The following is a 382-nucleotide window of genomic DNA, read 5'->3' as shown; positions in this document are numbered from 1 at the left end:
GTATTTATTCCGAGATCGTTAAAAAAGAAACACTAGGCGATGACCCTAACAATGACCCATCTCGTGCAACAGAGCGCGTTGGTTACTATTATGAAGTTGATTCAAAAGATGCCGAGCGCTACGTCGACTTCACAGGTACATGGGACACCACCGCGATTTGTGGCGATGGACAAAGTGCAGTCATGAGAATGGTCTTCTCAGACTTAGCAATCACAATATCTGGCGCAGAGTGTGAAAGCCAAAATGGTGCTCCTTCATCACCGGAAGATTTGGGCGAGTCTGTTTATACTTACGCTGAATTAGCGACTATCGACTACTGGTGGTTCAACCAAGCGGGCCGCGAGTCGAAAGCAACCTTGACTGAGTTGAACACGGTCGTGCG

1 pseudogene is annotated in these 382 nt (G+C 47.9%); it reads left to right on the top strand.

Annotation, left to right across the window (positions count from 1 at the left end):
* Window positions 1–382, top strand: a pseudogene (locus tag AB4486_RS25865) (hypothetical protein); the annotation flags it as partial.

Source organism: Vibrio sp. 10N.222.55.C6, from assembly GCF_041473395.1.
Lineage (GTDB): Bacteria > Pseudomonadota > Gammaproteobacteria > Enterobacterales > Vibrionaceae > Vibrio > Vibrio crassostreae_C.
The sequence above is the reverse complement of the archived record's forward strand: the minus strand, read 5'-3'. Positions and strand labels throughout refer to the sequence as shown.